The organism is Granulicella rosea (assembly GCF_900188085.1).
GTDB lineage: Bacteria > Acidobacteriota > Terriglobia > Terriglobales > Acidobacteriaceae > Edaphobacter > Edaphobacter rosea.
In genome coordinates this window covers 249974-268703 of sequence record NZ_FZOU01000006.1, presented here as the reverse complement: position 1 = coordinate 268703, position 18730 = coordinate 249974, and the positions used below count along the sequence as shown (strand labels likewise).

The 18730-nt window shown below is 64.4% G+C and carries 18 protein-coding genes; 9 read left to right on the top strand and 9 right to left on the bottom strand.

Features of this window, described 5'->3' with window-relative positions:
- The first annotated feature begins 209 nt into the window (after nt 1–209).
- Nucleotides 210–1565, top strand: a complete 1356-nt coding sequence (locus CHB87_RS16685; protein ID WP_245818048.1) for a glycoside hydrolase family 28 protein — start codon at nt 210–212, stop codon at nt 1563–1565.
- A gap of 182 nt (nt 1566–1747) precedes the next feature.
- On the opposite strand, the gene CHB87_RS16680 is transcribed toward CHB87_RS16685, so the two are convergent.
- Nucleotides 1748–2047 (bottom strand): DUF167 domain-containing protein, encoded by a 300-nt coding sequence (locus CHB87_RS16680; protein ID WP_089409562.1) that lies wholly within the window; start codon nt 2045–2047, stop codon nt 1748–1750.
- The gene (locus CHB87_RS16675) at nt 2044–2754 is read right to left on the bottom strand and encodes a YggS family pyridoxal phosphate-dependent enzyme (protein WP_089409561.1); all 711 of its coding nucleotides are present in this window, start codon (nt 2752–2754) and stop codon (nt 2044–2046) included. The genes CHB87_RS16680 and CHB87_RS16675 overlap by 4 nt, the downstream gene beginning before the upstream one ends.
- A 196-nt stretch (nt 2755–2950) precedes the next feature.
- Between CHB87_RS16675 and CHB87_RS16670 the strand changes: the two genes are divergently transcribed.
- Complete coding sequence (locus CHB87_RS16670) at nt 2951–3739, top strand: hypothetical protein (protein WP_089409560.1); 789 nt, start codon at nt 2951–2953, stop codon at nt 3737–3739.
- Nucleotides 3740–3792: 53 nt separating this feature from the next.
- On the opposite strand, the gene CHB87_RS16665 is transcribed toward CHB87_RS16670, so the two are convergent.
- From CHB87_RS16665 to CHB87_RS16655, 3 genes are all read right to left on the bottom strand, one after another.
- Entirely contained in the window at nt 3793–4872 is a 1080-nt protein-coding gene (locus CHB87_RS16665; protein WP_089409559.1) for an aldo/keto reductase, read from the bottom strand.
- A 114-nt stretch (nt 4873–4986) separates the two neighbouring features.
- Entirely contained in the window at nt 4987–5343 is a 357-nt protein-coding gene (locus tag CHB87_RS22355) for a DUF3592 domain-containing protein (RefSeq protein WP_176441816.1), read from the bottom strand.
- Nucleotides 5344–5480: 137 nt separating this feature from the next.
- Nucleotides 5481–6068 (bottom strand): DUF7002 family protein, encoded by a 588-nt coding sequence (locus tag CHB87_RS16655; RefSeq protein WP_089409557.1) that lies wholly within the window; start codon nt 6066–6068, stop codon nt 5481–5483.
- Between the two features lie 78 nt (nt 6069–6146).
- Between CHB87_RS16655 and CHB87_RS16650 the strand changes: the two genes are divergently transcribed.
- Nucleotides 6147–7040, top strand: coding sequence for a VOC family protein (locus CHB87_RS16650; protein WP_089409556.1), 894 nt, complete (start codon nt 6147–6149; stop codon nt 7038–7040).
- 3 nt (nt 7041–7043) lie between these two features.
- On the opposite strand, the gene CHB87_RS16645 is transcribed toward CHB87_RS16650, so the two are convergent.
- From CHB87_RS16645 to trxB, 4 genes are read right to left on the bottom strand one after another with little or no spacing between them, the layout of a single operon-like run.
- The gene (locus CHB87_RS16645; RefSeq protein ID WP_089409555.1) at nt 7044–7787 is read right to left on the bottom strand and encodes an AAA family ATPase; all 744 of its coding nucleotides are present in this window, start codon (nt 7785–7787) and stop codon (nt 7044–7046) included.
- Nucleotides 7788–7834: 47 nt separating this feature from the next.
- Nucleotides 7835–8149 (bottom strand): type II toxin-antitoxin system RelE/ParE family toxin, encoded by a 315-nt coding sequence (locus tag CHB87_RS22940; protein ID WP_425432490.1) that lies wholly within the window; start codon nt 8147–8149, stop codon nt 7835–7837.
- A complete protein-coding gene (locus CHB87_RS16635; protein WP_089409553.1) occupies nt 8146–8406 on the bottom strand; it encodes a hypothetical protein in 261 nt (86 codons plus the stop codon). The genes CHB87_RS22940 and CHB87_RS16635 overlap by 4 nt, the downstream gene beginning before the upstream one ends.
- Before the next feature lie 24 nt (nt 8407–8430).
- Nucleotides 8431–9417 (bottom strand): thioredoxin-disulfide reductase, encoded by a 987-nt coding sequence (gene trxB, locus CHB87_RS16630; protein WP_089409552.1) that lies wholly within the window; start codon nt 9415–9417, stop codon nt 8431–8433.
- Between the two features lie 279 nt (nt 9418–9696).
- Here trxB and CHB87_RS16625 point away from each other — a divergent pair, with 279 nt between their 5' ends.
- The 6 genes from CHB87_RS16625 to CHB87_RS16600 all read left to right on the top strand — a co-directional run bounded on the left by CHB87_RS16625 (nt 9697) and on the right by CHB87_RS16600 (nt 18722).
- Entirely contained in the window at nt 9697–9897 is a 201-nt protein-coding gene (locus CHB87_RS16625) for an allantoinase (RefSeq protein ID WP_089409551.1), read from the top strand.
- 141 nt (nt 9898–10038) lie between these two features.
- Entirely contained in the window at nt 10039–10680 is a 642-nt protein-coding gene (locus tag CHB87_RS16620) for a hypothetical protein (protein WP_142988392.1), read from the top strand.
- Complete coding sequence (locus CHB87_RS16615; protein WP_089409549.1) at nt 10667–14695, top strand: IPT/TIG domain-containing protein; 4029 nt, start codon at nt 10667–10669, stop codon at nt 14693–14695. Before CHB87_RS16620 ends, CHB87_RS16615 begins: the two co-directional genes overlap by 14 nt.
- Nucleotides 14696–14791: 96 nt before the next feature.
- Nucleotides 14792–16189, top strand: a complete 1398-nt coding sequence (locus CHB87_RS16610; protein ID WP_089409548.1) for an NAD(P)/FAD-dependent oxidoreductase — start codon at nt 14792–14794, stop codon at nt 16187–16189.
- A gap of 651 nt (nt 16190–16840) precedes the next feature.
- Entirely contained in the window at nt 16841–17494 is a 654-nt protein-coding gene (locus tag CHB87_RS16605) for a hypothetical protein (protein WP_142988391.1), read from the top strand.
- Entirely contained in the window at nt 17484–18722 is a 1239-nt protein-coding gene (locus tag CHB87_RS16600; protein WP_089409546.1) for a two-component system sensor histidine kinase NtrB, read from the top strand. The genes CHB87_RS16605 and CHB87_RS16600 overlap by 11 nt, the downstream gene beginning before the upstream one ends.
- Nucleotides 18723–18730: the final 8 nt, after the last annotated feature.

The following is an 18730-nucleotide window of genomic DNA, read 5'->3' as shown; positions in this document are numbered from 1 at the left end:
CTTCAGCCGTGCCGCCCCGTCCGGTCGCCGATCTGGCTTCAGTCGCTGGGGTTACAGTTTTCATTCGACCCATCGCAGGACGAATGCGTACCTCCGCGGCTAAAGCCGCCGTGCGAGCGGGCCGATACGGCACGGCTGAAGCCGTGGCCTTAAGCGAGGCGGAAGAATGGAGCGTCTTTGAAGCCCCACGCTTCCACGCAAGAGACGGCATGCTGACAGTGGTTGGACCACTACTGTACTATCTGGGCGTGGATGTCGGAGACGTGCGCCTGCGGGCGGAGGATGGGTACAAGATGCGGACGATGAGGTTGGCGGGTTTGGGACTGGCGGCGATGGTGGGTGCGCAGTGCGCGTGGGCGGCCGGCACGGTGTGCGATGCGCGCGCGTACGGCGCGAAGGGCGATGGCGTCGCCAAGGATACGGCAGCGATCCAGAAGGCGATCGACGCCTGCGCGGCCAAGGGTGGGGGCACGATCAAGCTGGCCGGGGGCACGTTTTTGAGCGGGCCGATCCTGCTGAAGTCGAACACGACGCTGGATCTGGCGAAGGACGCGATTCTGCTGGGTTCGCCCGACCGCGCGGACTACCCGATGGTGAAGTTCGCCCGGCAGACGACGGTGCAGCCGCTGGTGAGCGCGGTGAACGCCGAGCATGTGGCGATCTCCGGCAGCGGGACGATCGACGGCAACGGCAAGGTCTGGTGGGACTACGTGCAGGGCGTGAAGGACGCGGGTGTGCTGGGCAATGATCATCCCCGGCCGATGGGCGTGGTCTTCGATCACTCGAAGCACATCTCGATGACCGGCGTGACGGTGCAGAATGCGGGCTTCTGGCAGATCGTGCCGTACTACTCGGACGACATTGTGTTTCGCAACCTCCGCATCCTCGCGCCGCACTCGCCGAACACGGACGCCATCGACCCATTCAGCTCGAGCAATATCGTCATCGACCACGTGTTTTCGAGCGTCGGCGACGACAACATCGCGATCAAGTCGGGCGCGATCGACTCGCCCGGCCCGGACGATCCGAGCAAGAACATCACCATCACGGACTGCACCTTCGAGAACGGCCACGGCCTCTCGATCGGCAGCGAGATCGCGGGCGGCGTGCAGAACGTGCACGCCGAACGCATCCACTTCAAGGGGACGGACAACGGCATCCGCGTGAAGGCGAACCGCGACCGCGGCAACGCCGATATCGGCAACTTCTCGTTCAAGGACATCACGATGGAGGGCGTGAAGGTCGCGATCCTGATCAGCGAATACTACCCGAAGATGCTGCCGCCCGAGGGCGGAGCGAAGCCGGCGCCGGTGCAGCGGCTGACGCCGAAGTTCCACGATATCTCGATCGAAAACGTCACGGCGACGGGCAGCGGAACGGCGGGCGTGATCATCGGCCTGCCGGAGTCGCCGGTGTTGGGCGTGTCGCTGAAGAACGTCCACATCGAGGCGAAGACAGGGATGATCGTCGGCTTCGCGAAGGTGTCGGCGGAGAACTTTACCGTGAAGGCCGAGACGGGCGAGGGGATCAAGGTGGACTCGACGGCTACGCTGACGAAGAAGTAAGCGATTCTGTTTGGAGTATGACAAGGCCCGGCGACCTCTGCCGGGCCTTTCGCTTTGCCCTTTTGTTTGTCATTCCCGCAGGGAATCTGCTTCTGTCTTTGTCGTTGCTTTTGCTCTCGCGGCGGTCGTGAACAGAAAGCAACAGCAGATTCCCTGCGGGAATGACAAACCAAAAAGACGTCCTAACAGTCCTCAGCGGGGTTGAGAACCGCCGCCACCTCAGCCGCATTCAACCCCGTAATCCTCACTGTCTTGCTGCGGCTGGCCGCGCCGGTCAGCAGCGAGATGCGCGCCTTCGGCAGGCCAAGCGTATCGGCGAGGAAGCGCAGCAGAGCCTCGTTGGCGCGGCCATCCGTGGGCGGCGTAGTCAGGGAGATCTTCAGCGCGTTGTCGTGCGTACCGGTGACCGCGTTCCGCTTCGCTCCCGGGTGGACGCGAAGCGCAAGGGTGCAGCCGCCGGGAGCGTCCGCGCAGAAGCTCATACCGCCGCGGGCACGCGCTTGCCGAAGATCGCCGTGCCGATGCGGATGCAGGTGCTGCCCTCTTCGATCGCGACGTGGAAGTCGTTCGACATGCCGATGGAGAGCTGGGTCATCGTCGCGTGGGTCTTCTGCGACTCATCGAGCAGGCGGCGCAGATGCTGGAAGTAGGGGCGCGCGGTCTCGGCGTCCTCCGACCACGGCGGCACGGTCATCAGACCGCTGAGGGTGAGGTTCGGCAGCGGGGCGATGGCGTCGAGCAGCGCGGGCAGCTCTTCGGGCGCGAGGCCGTGCTTGGACTCCTCGTGCGAGAGCTTCACCTCGATCAGGATCGGCAGCGTCCGGCCAAGCGCGGCGGCGGCGGAGCTGAGCCGCTCGGCCAGCTTCAGCGAGTCGACGGTGTCGATGGCGTGGAAGATCTCCGCGGCCTTGGCGGACTTGTTCGACTGCAGCGGGCCGATCAGATGCAGGTCGATGCCCGCGAGCGCGCCGACGGTGGGGAACTTCTGCTGCATCTCCTGCACGCGGTTTTCGCCGAAGAGCCGCTGGCCGGCTCCATAGGCCTCGACGAGCGCCTCGACGGGGTGGAACTTCGAAACGGCCATCAGGGCGACATCGGCTTCGTCGCGGTTGGCGGCGCGGCAGGCCTGGCGGATCTCTTCGTGGATGCGGGCAAGATTTTCTGCGATATGCGTCTGTGAGTTGGCCACGAGTCCAGTTTAGCTGTTTGCGCGGGCCGCCGCCGGTGGGCGATCGCGCGGAGGTCTCCGTGCGGGCGCCGGGTCGTTTCGCAAGGCCGGGACTTATCGACTGTGTTATGTTTATCGCATTCTCGACGACATGTATTTTGGGCCAGCTTATTAATCTTAAAGAATTGCCGAGAAATATCTTTCTTAAAGAGGACTTATGCCCGCCAATAAACTGAAACTCGGTAAACGCCCTGCGCTCTACGATAGCCGCAGCCTTGCCTTTGGAGCTTATCTCACACCGCAGTTGCCGCCGCCGCCCGATTCCGTCGACTATGGCAAGGCCGTGCCAAGCTGGCCCATGTATCTCAACGACCAGTATGGCGATTGCACCTGCGCCGCCGCCGCGCACATGATTCAAACCTGGACCGCGAATGCAGGGGCGATGCGCTCGCCCAGCGATAACGATGTGCTGGCGTTCTATGAGCATTTCACTACTCCCGGGCCGGAGAATGGCTGTAACATGCTCGACGTTCTGAACTACTGGCAGGGCGTCGGTCTGGGTGGAGACAAGATTGCCGCCTTCGCGCAGATCGAGCCAAAAAATAATACTCAGGTAAAAGATGCGGTGAATCTCTTCGGCTCCTGTTATATCGGGGTTGCGTTACCGTATTTCGCAGTGAATGCGCCTGACTTATCCAAGGTGCCCTGGGTCGTGCCGGCGTCCGGTCCGGTTGGAGAGGCCGCCCCGGATCCGCAGGGTGGGCACTGTATTCCGGCTGTGGCTTATGACAGCAGAAACCTGTATGTCGTGAGCTGGGGCGCGATCAAGGCGATGAGCTGGCAGTTTTACGATACCTATGCGGACGAATCCTACGCCGTACTCAGTCAGGACTTCGTCGCCGATGGAAAAAGTCCGGTAGGGTTCGACATGGCGCAGTTGCAGGCCGACCTGACCGCGCTGAGGGGCGTTCCTCCCAGCTATGCGCGGATTAGCAGGAGGTCGTAGTGGATGGGCGCCCCAGGTGTCGGAATCGAGACCCGGGGCGCCTGTGCCCGTGGTTATTTGGGTAGAGATGTGGGGCGTTGCACCTTCGGGTCGAGGCGGTTCGCGCCCTGGAAGGGCAGCATCCAGCCGGGGTACTCGGGCGGCAGGGCGCTGGCTTCGTCGAGCGTCTTCAGCTCTTCTGGCGTCAGGGTGACGTCGACGGCGGCGATGTTGTCGTGGAGCTGGTCCAGCCGCTTCGCGCCGATGATGACGGAGGTGACGACCGGCTTCGCCAGCAGCCACGCGAGCGAGATGCGCGCGGGCGAGCAGCCGTGGGCCTCGGCGATGGGCTTCATCGCGTCGAGAATCTTCCAGGTGCGCTCCTTATCGACGATGGGGAAGTCAAAGGCGGAGCGGCGGCTGTCCTCGGGCTTCTGGTTTTCGCGGCTGAACTTGCCCGAGAGCAGGCCGCCGGCGAGCGGGCTCCAGACCAGCAGGCCGGTCTTTTCGGCTTCGAGCAGAGGCACGATCTCGCGTTCGAGGTCGCGGCCCGCGATGGAGTAGTAGGCCTGCAGGGTGTCGAATCGCGCGAGGTTCTTGAACTCCGAGATGCCAAGCGCCTTGGCGATCTTCCAGGCCTGCCAGTTGGAGACGCCGATGTAGCGGACTTTTCCTGAAGTGACCAGCGAGTCCAGAGCGCGGAGCGTCTCCTCGATGGGTGTGACGGCGTCGTTGCCGTGGATCTGGTAGAGGTCGATGTAGTCGGTCTGAAGGCGGGTGAGCGAGGCCTCGACCGCGTCCAGAATGTGCCCGCGCGAGGCGCCGACGTCGTTGCGCCCCAGGCCGGTGCGGCCGTAGACCTTGGTGGCGATGACGACGTCCTTGCGGGCGATGCCGAGGTTCTTGAAGGACTGGCCGAGCGCGGTCTCGGAGCGGCCCTCGGAGTAGACGTCGGCGGTGTCGAAGAAGTTGATGCCCGCGTCGGTGCAGGCCTTCACCATCTCGTCGGAGCCGGCCTGGCCGACCTTGCCGATCTGCTTCCAGATGGCGCCGTTCTCGGAGAGTTCGGTGGCATCGTCGCCCGCGATGGTCATGGCGCCGAAGCAGAGGGTGGAGACGAGCAGGCCGGTGTTGCCGAGGGTCTTGTATTGCATGTGCTGTGTCCTTGGGCCGAAGGCTTCGGCTTCAGGCATTGGACGGCGGTGTGTGGGTGGAAGATTCCCGCAGGTAGCAAGATTTCATGAATGGGCCATCATTTAATTGAGTGACTACTCAGTTTCCAGTTGATGCAGCAGGGCGGGGCGTTGATCGCCTTCGCGAAGAAAAGATTCTGCTGGGTCGGCTGGGTTGTATCGGATGGCAAGGGGCATACCGGGGAAGAAGCTCTTGGCGAAGGCTCTTGCGGAGCTGCGATACCAAAACCCTTTTCGATACGTGCCCGTGTGCCGCTCCTCGCCGTTCGTATAGGCATACGTGAGGTCGACGAACGGATAAGCAGATTCGTCCTTACATGACTTTTCGACCGTCGCGAGAACGATTGGCCAATGGCGGCTGCGAAAGACGCCGATGCCGACCACGATCCATCGATAAAGAAAGACGATCAGGTTGTCGCCGATGAGAAACACGGTCTGCCTCGCATGAAGACTGGATGTGCGTTGCCCAGGATCATTGTAATGATGGCCCTGGCCCCCGAAGAAGGCATGCCCAGGGCTGATGCCTTGGCCTGACTGGAGGCAACAAAGCACGTGTGTTCCCAATGTCGTCAGCCAAGCGTCGTGATTTGCGAGATGTCGAGAATATTCGGCACGGCTGTGTCCAGTGTTAGCTCCGCGGGGGTGTCGCGGGATTTCTTGTACAGGTATTCGGCGATAGGGATGAACGAGTTGCGGCCTCTAGGCCGGGCGTTGGAAAGGAAGGCGCCGGGATGGATGCGGCAGAGCGTCGCGTCTTCTGCGTGCGTGGTCAGCAGCCCGGCGGTGTCGGTTTCGAGCAGGACATTTTCGTAATCCGCATACTTGCCGGCAAACTCCAGCGCCTTCTCCTTGCTCAGGAAGAAGAAGATCTTCGTATTCAGCAGAGCGATCCACTCGGGGATGCTTACGCCGACCAGGCAGGTCTTCATCTTCTTCTCGTTCATCGGAATCTGGTCGCGCAGGGTAACGCCGTGGAGCTGCTGGATGCAGCGGCGGCGCTCGGTGACCGTGGCGCGGAGCTCGTCCTCGTCGAAGCCGTGCAGCTTGGCGAGAGCCGTCGTGCTGAGCAGCCCATGCTGCCGAATCCCCGGCAGGTTCGACGCGAAGGTGAGGTGGTAGAGCTTGGGAAAGAGCTGGGTGAAGGCGGGAACGTCCATGCATTCGATTATCGCCGCGACGGGGTTGCGCGTCTTGTCGGCTGGGGAATAGATTCGGATGTGAATCTGAGAGGTGCTATGAACTCGCCCCGTACGCTGCTTGGCTCCTTCGTCCTTGGCCTTACGCTTGTGCCCGCGCTTGCCGCCCCGGTTGTCGCCCAGACGCCCGTTCCGCCTCCGGCTGCGCAGGCCGTTGTGCCTTCGCCGAAGCTGGCTGGGATCGCGCATGTCGCGTTGCGGGTGAAGAATCTCGATGCGTCGGTGGCGTTCTACGAGAGGCTGGGGTTTGTGAAGGCGTTTGCGCTCTCGCGCGACGGCGCGGTGTACGAGGCATTCATCAAGATCAACGACCGGCAGTATCTCGAACTGTATCCGGTGGACGCGAAGAATACGCAGATCGGTTTTCTGCACCTTTGCTTCGAGGGCAAAGACCTGCCTGCGGTGCATGACTACTACGTCCAGCACGGGCTGACGCCGAAGGATGTGCGCACGGCCGGCGCGGGCAATCTGCTGTTCACGATGCCGGGGCCTGCCTCGCCGACGGGGCCGCAGAATATGGAGTACACGCAGTACATGCCGGGGTCGCTCCACTCGAAGGACTTCGGCCAGCACCTGGGCGCGGAGCGCATCGGCGACCTGATGACCGGGATGAGGCTGGCGGTGGACGATCCGGCGGGCGCGAAGGCGTTCTACCTGACGAAGCTGGGCTTCGATGCCGTCGCCGGAAGCGAGTCCGCTGTCGCGCTGCCGGGCAATCCGGAGGAGAAGATTGAGTTCGCGCCGAAGTTGCCGCAGGGCTTCAGGTCGGCGATCATGCTGCAGGTGACGGACCTCGCGAGCACGGCGAATGTACTGAGTCAGCGCGGCATCAAGCCGGCGGAGAAGACGGCGAAGGGAATCACGATCGCCGATCCGGATGGCAATGAGATCGTGCTGACGCCGAAGATGGCGCCTGCGGTGGCAATGCGCTAGATACTACTCGAACAGCGTCGGCTGATCGCCCTCAAACAGCTCGCGCAGGAAGCGTTCGCGGTCGTTGAGGAAGCGGTGGACGATCCGGTTGGGCGAAGTCTGGTCGAATGCGATCTCGGGCAGGCTGGGATCGTCGAAGGAGACGATCTGCGCGCCGGGGTAGCCGAGCAGGATGGGCGAGTGGGTGCAGATGATGAACTGCGCGTCCTTGTAGTCGCGCAGGGTGTCGTGGATGAGGACGAGGAACGCGAGCTGGCGCTGGGGTGAGAGCGCGGCCTCGGGTTCGTCGAGCAGGAAGAGGCCAGAGCGGCGGAACTTGTGGTCGAGCACGGTGAAGAAGGTCTCACCATGGGAGCGGTCGTGCAGGCTGATGCCGCCGTAGGCGTCTGTTGCGCCGATCTCGTCGACATACGTGGCAACGTTGAAGAGGCTCTCGGCGCGAAAGTAGAAGCCTTCGCCGGTTCGCTTGTCGAAGGAAAGCCGCAGGGCGCGGGAGAGTGGGTCGGTGGACCGCGAACTGGCGCTGGTCTCGAACATGAAGTTGCGGTTGCCGCCCTCGCGTCCGAAGCCGATGTGCGCGGCGATGGCTTCGAGCAGAGTGGATTTGCCGGAGCCGTTCTCGCCCGTGAAGAAGGTGACGCGCGAGGTGAAGGAGAGTCGGTCGAGCGCGGCAATCGTGGGGACGGTGAAGGGGTAGACCGTTGGGTCGGCGATGCGGTCGCGGAGGAGGGCGAGGGATTTGAGCATGTCCGTAGGTCGCGGCTATTGCGCATCAGCGAAAAGGCACAAAGGAATTATTGAAAACGCTGAGCGAGGATAGAACGGATGTCTCGCGACGCATGAAGGACAGCAATGATCTCTGGATACCTTCCGCCGAGACGATAATAAAAGCGGTACGGGGATGCAAACCTGCTTCTAACTTCGAACCCCAGGCTACGGGCAAGTGAGCCATGAGTTGTGCCCAGGTAGGGATTTTCGGCAATGCTGTTGAGCATCTGGACGATAGACTCGCCTCCTCGCGTGGCTGGCACCACCGGAAGGCTGTCGAAATAGGAGAGAATCTCGTCCAAGTCTCTGCTTGCTGAGTCCGAAAGAACGTATCGAATCAACGAGAAGCCTGCCGCTGAAAGAATGCTTCAAAGCGAGCATCGATCTGCTCTGAGGTGACGACCTCACCGCGGTCGAGTTGCGCGACGCTCTCCTTGAAGCGGGCGATCTGCGCATCCGTGAACTCAGGTTCGATGGAGCGTTGCTCCTCCATATGGAGGACCGCTTCCATCACAAGGCCTTCGTCGCTCAGGCCCAGGCGCTCGGCCGTCTGATGGATGCGGAGTGCGGATTCATCAGAGATTTGTAGGGTCGCCATGGAAACCTCCTGTGCAGTATATCCTTAGCGACCGTGCTCTTCGAGGTACTTTTCGACTTCGAGCGCGGCCATGCAGCCCGAGCCGGCGGCGGTGATGGCCTGGCGGTAGCGGCGATCCTTGATGTCGCCGCAGGCGAAGACGCCGGGCACGACCTGGCCGTTCAGGGTGGTGTAAACATCGTCCTTGGCGACGATGTACCCGTCCTCGTCGAGGTCGATGATGCCCTTGAAGGCCTTCGCGTTGGGCTCGTGGCCGATGCCGAGGAACATGGCCGAAACCTTCAGGATGGTCTCGACGCCGGTCGTACGATTCTTCACGCGCAGGCCCTTCACTTCCTTCTCCTCGACGCCGATCACCTCTTCGACCGTCGTGTTGGGCAGGAACTCGATGTTGGGGTGCGCGATGGCGCGGTCGAGCATGATCTTCGACGCGCGGAAGTTCTCGCTGCGGTTGATGAGCGTGACCTTGGTGGCGAAGCGCGTAAGGAAGAGCGCCTCTTCCATGGCGGAGTCGCCACCGCCGATGACGGCGATCTCGTGTCCGGAGAAGAAGAAGCCGTCGCAAGTCGCGCAGGAGCTGACGCCGTGGCCGATCAACGCCTGCTCGGACGGCAGGTTCAGCCAGCGCGCGCTCGCGCCCGACGCAATGATGAGCGTACGGGTGTGGATGATGTCCTTGCCGACCATCAGCTTGATGGGGCGGCTGGAGAAGTCCGCGCCGGTGAGGTGCGCCATGCGCAGCTCGGCGCCGAAGCGGGTGGCCTGCTTCTTCATGTTTTCAATGAGTTCCGGCCCCTGAATGCCCTCGGGCCAGCCTGGGAAGTTTTCGACCAGGGTGGTGATGGAGAGCTGTCCGCCGGGCTCGTGGCCTTCGAGGACGAGCGGCTTCAGATTCGAGCGGCCGGCGTAGATGGCCGCCGTCAGCCCAGAGCAGCCGGAGCCAAGGATGACGAGATCGCGGGTTTCAATGGTGGCTGCGGCGTCGAGCGGGGTGTCGGTTAGCGGGTTCATAGGCTTCTCTAGTGTAAATGCGCGGCGGCCGGAAACGATTCAAACCGCGAGCCGCGCGCCGATTCAGTGCAAGAATGGAAGGCTATGGCTGATCTGGTATTGACCAGTCCCGTCGCAGTTCGCGCTTTTTAGCGTAAGAATGGAAGGTTATGGCTGATCTGGTATTGACCAGTCCCGTCGCAGTTCGCGCTTTTTAGCGTAAGAATGGAAGGTTATGGCTGATCTGGTATTTGACCAGTCCCGTCGCGGTTCGCGCTTTTAGCGTAAGAATGGAAGGTTATGGCTGATCTGGTGTTGGTTTACGGAATGCGTCTGCTGCCGGCGGACGAGGTGGTTTCAGTGGGGGAGGCTCGCGTCGAGCTGAAGAGCGGCAAGGATGCGCATGTGACGATGCACGTTCTGGAGGGCGACCGGGAGCGGATCGAAGCGCAGTTGCGGCTGAGTATCGAGGCGTTCTTCGACTTTTATCCCGAGATTTGAGGTGAGTCGGGTCGGCCTGGAGCTTGAAGCTGCCGGCTTTACGCTCCAGGCCGACTCGCTGTACCGGTGTTCTGAATCGGGTCACGCGCGCTGGCTCTGCTTACACATGACGAAAGTGTCTTTGTAGGCGGAGGTGGAGCGATGGTCGGACGGTTTGGGCTGGGTTTGGCGCTGGGGTTGGTTTTGTGTGGGTCCGTTGTGGCGCAGACGGCGCCTCCTGCGACGACCGACGCCGCGCTGGTGGAGATGGCCGGTCAGGCGGGTGTGATCTTTGCCGGAACCGTGATCTCGATCGATCGCGCCGACGATCTGGGCTATGTCGACATCCGCTTCCAGGTGGAACGCGCTGTGCTGGGCGTGCGGCCGGGCGGCACATACGCGATGCGCGAGTGGGCCGGGCTGTGGCGGGGCGCGCCGCCGTTTCATGTTGGGCAGCGACTGCTGGTGATGCTGCGCGAAAAGTCCGCGAATGGATTGAGCTCGCCGGTGGCTTCGGGCGTCATGCCGATCGTCGGCGCGGGCGCTCCGGCTGCGGCGAAGGTGGAGGATGCCGCCGCCGCGCAGGACGCCGCGGTCGACCTGCGCTGGGTGGGCACGCGGGTGGCTGCCTCGGCTGCTCCGGTCCCGGTGGTTCCGGCTCCGGTGGTTCCGGTCTCCGGTGTTGGGATGAAGCCGCTGGCGTTGCAGGGGCCGGTGGTTTCGTTTGAGACCGCTTCGGCTGGTCCGGCTTTGAGCTCGGTGTTGAACGTGTTGCAGGCGGCGGTGAACCATGGCCGGCGCTAAGGGGGGCGTGGTGCGGGATCATCTGCATAGCGTGGACGCCGACCCGGCGCTGAAGCGCTTTTGTGGCAGCGGGCGTATCCCTGGGGCGAAGTCGTACTACGGCGAAAACAAGCAAAGACAAAATACGGGGTTCTCTCCACTGCGCTCCGCTCCGGTCGAGATGACGAAGTTTGGGGTTGGGCTTAAGTGGTGGCTGGTGGTCGTGGTCATGCTGGGCGCGGCGCTGGAGGCTTCGGCGAGCGGTCCGCGCTGGGTCACCGGGCCTCCGTTCTACACCGGTGCGCAGGGTGCGCCGGTGGGCTGGCGGCCGGGGTCGTTGACCTATTCCACCGATCCGGGCGACCTGAGCGCGACGGTGAATCACGCGGCGGCGGATGCTCTGGTGGCGGCTGCGGCGGGTGTCTGGAATCTGCCGGTGGCGAATCTGACGGTCTCTCAGGCTGGCGTGCTGGGCGAGCAGGTGAGCGGTTCGAACGTCTACCTTGGCGCGAGCGGGCTGGTGTGGCCGACGGATGTGGCGAGCGTCAACGCGGCGGCGATTCCGATCGCGGTGGTGTACGACCGCGACGGCTCCGTGACGGACCTGCTGCTGGGCGGCGGCGCCAGTGCGCCGTCGAACTGCCGTCAGGCGGGCGTCACCGAGGACGTCGACCTGTTCGATCCGGCGGGATACATCCTGCATGCGGTCGTGATCGTGAACGGGCGCTGCACGGGCTCGGCCGCGGCGGCGCAGACGCAGTTGCAGTATCAGTTGATGCGGGCGTTCGGCCGGGTGCTTGGCCTCGCGTGGTCGCAGACCAACGACAACGTCTTTACCGGCGTTCCGGCGGCGACTCCGGCGCAGGCGCAGCACTGGCCGGTGATGCATCCGATCGACATTCTGTGCGGGCCGTATACCTACCAGTGCATGCCGCAGCCGTTCGTGCTGCGGCCGGACGACATCGCGTCCATGGTGATGCTTTACGGCATCGGTCCGAACGACGCGGTTCCGGCCGGCAAGCAGGTCAGCCTGGCGCAGGCGACCGCGCAGAACGGCACGATCGCGTTTCCCGATGGGCAGGGCATGGCTGGGGTGAACGTGCTGGTGACGCGCATGCCGGGCTTCGCGAACGTCGCCGAGGGCTGGGCCGAGACCTCGGCCGTCACGGGCACATGGTTTCGCCGCGTGGGCGCGACGCCGCTGGCGCCGCAGGGCACAGACGCGCTTTCAAGCCAGGGCACGAGCGATCAGAGCACGCAGGGATACTTCCGGATGGCGTATATCCCGTATCCCACGGGCGCACAGTATGAGAATCACGTGATCTCGACCGAGGCGGTGAACCCGCTTTATATCGGCGAGTACAGCCTTGGGCCATACGCTCCGGGCACGGTCGCGCCTTCGGGTACCGCGCCGAGTGGCGTGGTGCGGTATCTGGGGGCGGGCGGTGAGCTGGACTGGAATCAGACGGTCGCGGATGCGACGGCGGATTGCGGCGCCTCGTCTGGACAGGATGGCACGGAGGCGCTACCCGCGCAGGCGAGCGCAACGGGCTGGTGGAGCGGTACGATCTGCGCGGTGGGACACGCGGCGTGGTTCGGGCTGGATGTGAAGGCAGGGCGCACGCTGACGCTCGATGTGTCGGCGGTGGACGAGCTGGGCCAGCCCTCGACGGTGAAGGCGATGCCGGTGCTGGGCGCGTGGAACGCGACCGACGCCCTGGGCACGCTGCCGACGCTGGGCGAGACGGCTGCGGCGTTCAACGCGATGGCCGTCGGCACAAGCCGGCTTGGCCTGACCATCTCCCAGGCTGGACGGCTGCGGTTGATGGTGACCGATCAGCGCGGCGAGGGGCGTCCGGACTTCGGCTACAACGGACGGATTCTCTACGCGGATAGCGTCGTTCCGGCGCTGCTGCCGTCGACGGGCGCGACGGTGACGATCGCGGGCATGGGCTTTCGCGCGGGCAACGCAGTGACGGTGAACGGCGTTGCGGCGACGGTGACGGGTTGGACGGCGAACTCGCTGACGGTGGCTGTGCCGGCGATGTCGGCGGTCCATGCTGCGTACGGCGTGGCGTTCGATGTGGTCGTGACCGATCGCGCAACTGGAGCGACATCCACCATGTCGGGCGCCCTGAGCTACGACGCCAGCGCCCTGCCGGAGACGATGCGGCTGGTCGGCGCGCCGGTGGGGAATCAGCCCAGCGGCAGCGTGGCGGCGACGCCCTTCGCGGTCCAGGTGCTGCGCGGCGATGGCGTGACGCCGGTGGCGGGAGAGTCCGTCGTACTGTCGGTGGCGGCGGGCTCGGCGCAGCTTGGCTGCGGCACGGCTTCGTGCGCGGTGGTCTCGGACGCGAATGGCATGGCTTCGAGCACGGTGCTGCCGCTGGCGGCGGGCGGCGTGACGCTGCAGGCAGTCGACGGCTCGATGAGCCAGACGGCGAGCTTCATGGCGTTGGCGCAGGTGGTTTCGGTGCGGATCGCCGAGGCGCCGAGCGGGAGTGTTCCGGTGCAGACGGCCGGGTTGTGGATGTGGGCGCAGGCTCTGCTGCCTGCCGGCAACGGCGCGGCCGGTGTGCCGATGAGCTTCAGCTCGATTCCGGCGGGCGCGGTGCGCTTTGGCGCGTGCGAGGCGACGGCCTGCACGATGGTGGCGAACGGCGCGGGTCTGGACGGTACGACCGTGACGCCCCTGATCGCTGGTCCGGTGCAACTGGTGGTGACCTCGGGCGGCCAGACGGCGTCTGCGACGTTCATCGCGACACCCAACGTGAATATGCTGACCGTGACGAGCACGCCGAGCGGAACGGTGAATGTGGGGACGCGACTCTTCTTCGCGGCGCAGCTCTTTGCCAGCGACGGCGTAACGCCGCTGCCGGGCCACAGCCTGATCTTCAGCGCGCCGTCCGGGGTGACGCTGGACGCTTGCGGGGCTTCGCCGTGCGCGTTGACGACGAGCTACTCGCCGACGGGAACGGGCGTCGTGCCGCAGGTCGCGGGCGTCTTCACGGTGCAGGTGACGGATGGCGTGACGGTGCGGACGGCGAGCTTCACGGCGGTGGTTCCCATGCCGCAGCTCAAGGTGCTGAGCGTTCCGGCGAATGGATCGGTCATCGGCGCGGTTGCGGCGCAGCCGTTCAAGGTGCAGCTGGTCGATGGTTCGGGCGCGCCGATGGCGGGCTATCCGGTGGCTCTGCTTCCGCGGCAGACGGGCAACGCGCTCATGCTGGGCTGCGCGCAGCAGGTGAGCTGCTGGTTCAGCACGGACGCCAACGGGACCGTTTCGACGGTCGTGGAGCCGATGGTGGCGGGCGAGGTGGATCTGCAGGCGGTCGTGGGTTCGCTCTCGCTGCTGGCGACGGTGAGCTTCCAGGCGTCGGCTGGACAGGCGAGCGTGACAGCGGTGCAGCCGTCGCTCTATGTCGCGGAGGACGCGACGGTGAACTGGACCGTGGGCGCGGTGTTGCAGTGGAACGGCGCGGCGGCCGTCGGGCAGGTAGTCACGTGGACGGGTTCGGCCGGCTTCAGCCTGGGCTCGGGCCAATCCGGCTTGTTCCAGACGGGCACGAACGGAGTTGGCGCGACGCAGGCTTCGGCCGTGGTGGGTCCACTGGCGGCGAATGCGATTGCAAGCGCCGCGGCGTGCTCCTGGGGCACGGTGTGCGTTGGATTTCAGGCCACGGGCGTGAGCGCGAGCCTGCTGCGGGCGCTGGTGGTAAGCGGTACGGGCTCGGTGGTTTCGGGCGGGTCGCCCACGCCGGTGGTGCTGCAGGTGATCGATACGGCCGGACACCCGGTGGCGGGCGCGGCGGTGACGATCTACCAGACGGCGAACGAGGCGCTGGCGTGCCCGGCGCAGGGACGCTGCCCGGCCGCGCCGGTGATGGCTTCGGCGACGTCTTCGGGAGTGTCGGATACGGGCGGGCTGCTGAGCGTAACGCCGCTGGTCTGGGCCGGCGGCGCCGGCGTAACCCACATGGCGGCCTCGGTCGGGACGCAGGGATTCGTGGCCTTGGAGCTTTCGACCATACCGTAAGAAGGCTTGATTTGGGCGCCCGGTTCTCTGGGAATAAACTCAGCTTTGTGGGCTCGTCGTGCATCAGAAGAGAGGACACGACAGGAGAACGGCACAATGGCGACTGGGTTGGCGATGGCGGCGGATGGGCGTGTGCGCCCTCGGGTGGTAATTGTCGGTGGTGGTTTTGGCGGGATTCACGCCGCGCTGGGGCTGGCGAAGCTGCCGGTGGACATTACGCTGATCGACCGGCGCAATCATCATGTGTTTCAGCCTCTGCTCTACCAGGTGGCGCTGGCGGTGCTCTCGCCGGCCGATATCGCGCAGCCGATCCGGTCGATTCTGCGCGACCACAAGAATATTGATGTGCTGATGGACGAGGTGGTGGGCTTCGACACGACGCAGGGCCGCGTGAACCTGAAGACCGGCCTGCAGATGGAGTACGACTACCTGATCGTCGCGACCGGCTCGACGCACTCCTACTTCGGCAAGGACGAGTGGGCGAAGCTGGCGCCGGGCTTGAAGACGATCGAAGATGCGACCGAGATCCGGCGGCGCGTGCTGCTGGCCTTCGAGCTGGCCGAGCGCCAGATGCTCGAGACCGGGGAGCATCCGGCGCTGAACTTCGTCATCATCGGCGGCGGACCGACCGGGGTGGAGCTGGCCGGCGCCATCTCGGATATTGCGCGGCTCTACATGGCGAAGGATTTCCGGCATATCGACCCGTCGCAGGCGCAGGTGCTGATTCTCGAAGGCTCGCCGAAGCTGCTGGGCGCCTATCCCGAGGATCTGCAGGCCAGCGCGCTGGCGCAGTTGAACAAACTGGGCGTCAAGGTGCGCACGGGAACGCATGTGACGGATGTGCAGCCGGGCTATGTGATGGTGGGCGAAGAGAAGATCGAGACGGTGGTGACGCTGTGGGCGGCGGGTGTGCAGGCCTCTCCGCTGGGCAAGCTGCTGGGGGTTGAGACGGACAAGAAGGGTTGCGTCTTCGTGGACGAACATCTGAACCCGCGCATACTGGCCGCGGGCGGCGAGGCGGCGAAGTCCGTGCCGAACGTCTTCATCTGCGGCGATCTGGCGCACTTCGAACAGGACGGCAAGCAGGTTCCGGGCGTGGCGCAGCCGGCGATGCAGATGGGCGACTATGCAGCGAAGCGCATCGGCGAGATTCTGACGGGTAAGCCGGCGGCCAAGGGCTTCCGCTACTGGGACAAGGGCGACATGGCGACGATCGGGCGGTCGGCGGCGGTCGCGAAGATCGAGTGGCCGTTCAAGGCGCACTGGAGCGGCTTTCCGGCATGGATGATGTGGCTGGCAGTACACATCTTTTTCCTGATCGGCTTCCGCAACCGGTTCAGCGTCTTCCGCCAGTGGGCTTGGACGTACCTGACGCTGAACGACGGCGCGCGGCTGATTACAGGATCGCAGGCTCTGCCGGGCTGGGGCGGGTCGACGCCTGCGACGCCGACCCCTGCGGCCGGCATCGACCTGGGGTCGCCGAAGACCAACTAGCTTCCGTAAAGAGCTGCCTTCTCCGCACGCGTCGGCTCAGGCGGTGAGCCTGCGCCGCGTGGCGGCGGTTGTGTCGCGTCTTTTTTCTTGCGAGGACCGCGGTTCCTGGCCATGAAGGAGGTCTTGCACTCCCTGCAAATCCAGGGATAAAAGCCGAAGAGAGGGAGGATCTTGTCCTTCAGGAGTTCGGATTTTCGTTCAACTCGCCTTGCACGGGAGCCGCATTTGGGACATTTGGGATCGGACATGAATCGGTTGCCGCCATTCTTGAAACTGATGTTCGAACATAAGAAATATTACGCAAGCCACCATATGATGCGAATCTCCCTTCTGGGAGAGATTATGGTCTGGTGAATTCACGTCATTTGGTTCTACAGGGTTGTGAACCTACCCCTATTTTTGTCCAGGCGGCTAGCCGTGTCATGCGGGATTCGAGGTTGCCGGATTACTTTGGTCAGGTAGATAACACCTTTCCAACCGTCTGCATCGGAGAAGAGAACGATAGAAAAGTTTCCCGTCGTATTGTGCGCGCAGCGTACCCGTCTCCCTCTCCGAGTCTTCCGCAAAATGTTCGATCTGAACCAATTCGGTCTCAAACAGATGATCGAATCCGGTCGGCATCTCCGCGCACTGGGTGAAGATGCAACCTCGATGGATCAGGCGGCTCTGGAGGTGACGAGCTTTCTCTATAGCAAATTCGTCGATCCTCTGACCGAACAGCCGAACTGCGCGCTGGTGCGCTGCTTCAAGACGCACCCTTTTGGCCGGCTGCCGCAGCCGCTGCGCGAGGCGGCGCGCGCTTCGTTGCGCCACCCGGATCAGGCAGAGCCCGCTGAGACGATGCGCTGCCTCTGCCTGCTGGCCAGTCGCGGCGACCGGCCGGAGTGGAACGGATGCGACGGGTCCGAAGGACATCGCGCCATCCCGCTGGCGACGGTGGAGATGGTGGAGCGCGCGCCGATGATCGCCAGGCTGCTGCACCAGATGGGCCTGGAGGCCGGCGAACTGGTTGAGCCAAAGGGCCTGCCCGGAGGCGTCGAACGGCGCAGCTTCGATGTCTTTCACGTGGAGGACGCGGTTGGCAGCAGCTTCGTCCCGGCGCAGGAGAGCTTCGTGAAGCCGTTCGGCGTGCGGTCGGTGATCGGCTTTGGCGGCGTTCTGCCCTCGGGCGAGCTATTTGCCGTCGTCATGTTTTCAAAGGTCCGCATCACGCAGGAGACGGCGTCGCTGTTCCGCACGCTGGCTCTGGGTGTGAAGCTGGTGCTCCTGCCGTTCGCTGGCCGGCAGGTGTTTCATGGAAACTGAGAAGAGCGAAGACCAGCAGATGGATCGACTGGAACGCAGCCGGCTGCTGTCCGAAATCGCGACCCTGCGCCAGTTGCTGGGGGTGAACGAGGCCACGGCGGTGGAGCAGGTGGAGCGGGCCGACCGCGCGCTGGCTGCGATGCGGGCCTCGGCGCAGCAGCGCGAGGAGCAGGTGCGCATGGTCGGCGAGATCATGGAGGCCTCGAGCGACGCGGTGCTGGTGCTGGACGAGCACTCCATCATCCGCTACCGCAACGCGCGAGCCAGGGCCGCTGCGGTGCAGGATGCATTCGTCGACGGCGGCGCGGGGGATCTGGAGCGGCTCTACCCGAGGCTTGCCGCGCCGGCCTTCCGCGAACGCTTCGAAACCGCCATGCGCGGCCGGGTATCCTTCGCGTTCGAGGCGGCGGACGAGGCGCACGAGCACTGGTTCGAGGTGAACGTCTCGCCGGTGGGCGAAGGGATCGCGATCTACTTCCGCGATGTGACCGACCGCCATAAGCAGCAGGCGCTGCTGGCGAGGTCCGAGAAGCTGGCGGTGGTGGGCCGCCTGGCGAGTTCGATCTCGCACGAGATCAACAACCCGCTGGAGTCGGTGGTCAATCTGCTGTACCTGATCGAGCACTCCGCGAGCGCGGGCGACGAGATGCGCACGTACGCCAAGCTGGCGACGAGCGAGCTGGCGCGGGTGAGCCACATTGTGACGCAGACGTTGAAGTTCCACCGGCAATCGGTGCGGGCGGAGGCGGCGAGGGCGTCGGAGATTCTGGACTCGGTGGTAAGCCTCTTCCAGGGGCGGCTGGCTACCTTGCAGGTGCGCGTGGACCGGCGGTTTGCGCCGGCGGATACGATGGTCTGCCTGGCAGGCGATATGCGGCAGGTCTTCGCCAACCTGATCGGCAACGCGATGGACGCGCTGGGTGGTGCGGGAACGATCTCGCTGCGGACGCGGCTCTCACGCGACTGGCGCACGGGCGCGCGCGGCCTGCGGGTCACGGTCGCGGATAACGGCGCCGGGATGAGCGACGCGACGCGGCGGCGGATCTTCGAGGCCTTTTATACGACGAAGACGTCGACCGGCACGGGGCTCGGGCTGTGGGTCAGCCAGGAGATCATTCGCAACCATCGGGGGCGGGTGCAGGTGCGCAGCTCCCAGCGTGCGGGCGCCTCGGGGACGGTGTTTTCGCTCTTCTTTCCGGCGGAGATTGAGGGCTCGATCGAAAGCTAGCGCAGGCA

What these genes read in the sequence shown, in the direction of transcription:
- CHB87_RS16645 (WP_089409555.1), bottom strand. Translation starts at nt 7,787, where the DNA reads ATGCTCAAATCCCTCGCCCTCCTCCGCGACCGCATCGCCGACCCAACG.
- CHB87_RS16680 (WP_089409562.1), bottom strand. Translation starts at nt 2,047, where the DNA reads ATGAGCTTCTGCGCGGACGCTCCCGGCGGCTGCACCCTTGCGCTTCGC.
- CHB87_RS16655 (WP_089409557.1), bottom strand. Translation starts at nt 6,068, where the DNA reads ATGGACGTTCCCGCCTTCACCCAGCTCTTTCCCAAGCTCTACCACCTC.
- CHB87_RS16665 (WP_089409559.1), bottom strand. Translation starts at nt 4,872, where the DNA reads ATGCAATACAAGACCCTCGGCAACACCGGCCTGCTCGTCTCCACCCTC.
- CHB87_RS16615 (WP_089409549.1), top strand. Translation starts at nt 10,667, where the DNA reads ATGGCCGGCGCTAAGGGGGGCGTGGTGCGGGATCATCTGCATAGCGTG.
- CHB87_RS16670 (WP_089409560.1), top strand. Translation starts at nt 2,951, where the DNA reads ATGCCCGCCAATAAACTGAAACTCGGTAAACGCCCTGCGCTCTACGAT.
- CHB87_RS16650 (WP_089409556.1), top strand. Translation starts at nt 6,147, where the DNA reads ATGAACTCGCCCCGTACGCTGCTTGGCTCCTTCGTCCTTGGCCTTACG.
- CHB87_RS16625 (WP_089409551.1), top strand. Translation starts at nt 9,697, where the DNA reads ATGGCTGATCTGGTGTTGGTTTACGGAATGCGTCTGCTGCCGGCGGAC.
- trxB (WP_089409552.1), bottom strand. Translation starts at nt 9,417, where the DNA reads ATGAACCCGCTAACCGACACCCCGCTCGACGCCGCAGCCACCATTGAA.
- CHB87_RS16600 (WP_089409546.1), top strand. Translation starts at nt 17,484, where the DNA reads ATGGAAACTGAGAAGAGCGAAGACCAGCAGATGGATCGACTGGAACGC.
- CHB87_RS16635 (WP_089409553.1), bottom strand. Translation starts at nt 8,406, where the DNA reads ATGGCGACCCTACAAATCTCTGATGAATCCGCACTCCGCATCCATCAG.
- CHB87_RS16620 (WP_142988392.1), top strand. Translation starts at nt 10,039, where the DNA reads ATGGTCGGACGGTTTGGGCTGGGTTTGGCGCTGGGGTTGGTTTTGTGT.
- CHB87_RS16610 (WP_089409548.1), top strand. Translation starts at nt 14,792, where the DNA reads ATGGCGACTGGGTTGGCGATGGCGGCGGATGGGCGTGTGCGCCCTCGG.
- CHB87_RS16605 (WP_142988391.1), top strand. Translation starts at nt 16,841, where the DNA reads ATGGATCAGGCGGCTCTGGAGGTGACGAGCTTTCTCTATAGCAAATTC.
- CHB87_RS16685 (WP_245818048.1), top strand. Translation starts at nt 210, where the DNA reads ATGCTGACAGTGGTTGGACCACTACTGTACTATCTGGGCGTGGATGTC.